The sequence below is a fragment of the Blautia luti genome (genome assembly GCF_013304735.1).
In the GTDB taxonomy this organism is placed as follows: domain Bacteria; phylum Bacillota; class Clostridia; order Lachnospirales; family Lachnospiraceae; genus Blautia_A.
On record NZ_JAAITI010000100.1, the window covers coordinates 1 to 507 of the forward strand.

Annotated in this window: 1 protein-coding gene; it reads right to left on the reverse strand. The window is 43.8% G+C overall.

Annotated elements, in window-relative coordinates:
• Positions 1-11: 11 nt before the first annotated feature.
• Complete coding sequence (locus G5B06_RS18610; RefSeq protein WP_005340973.1) at positions 12-479, reverse strand: hypothetical protein; 468 nt, start codon at positions 477-479, stop codon at positions 12-14.
• Positions 480-507: the final 28 nt, after the last annotated feature.

Here is a 507-nt window from a genome sequence, read left to right on the forward strand (position 1 = left end):
AATTGTTACACTTAAAAAAGCGGAATTTCACCATCATAGTTTTCTGCTTTTTCCAATAGCGGTCCTTTAGCTCCCATCGTAAACGCGATGTCGCTACTGCGGATAGAGAGCAGCTCCATTCCGGGTCTCACCTTCAAAAAATCCATCATTTTCTTCGTAAGAAGAATTTGCCCCTCCTGTGAAATCTCTACCCAGCAGTAGGAACGCCCCTTGTATTTGATGAATTCGCCAGAACCTGCTGAGTAGTCAAGCAACGGTGGAGTATCGTCCAAAATGTGACCAAGTTTCGACGGATGCAAAAGGCCTTTCCGGGTGACGCAGAAGCCACCGGTAATCTTACTTCCGGTAAAAAGATATACTTTTCCTTCATCTGCAATGTGATATTCTTCCATTGCCTGCGGTGGAATCCGCAATGTTCCATCCGTCCGAATGAGTGATTTCCCGAAAATAAATTTTCCTCCCTTATTCATTTGTGGCATAAAAACACCTCCTGAAATTCCGATTTTA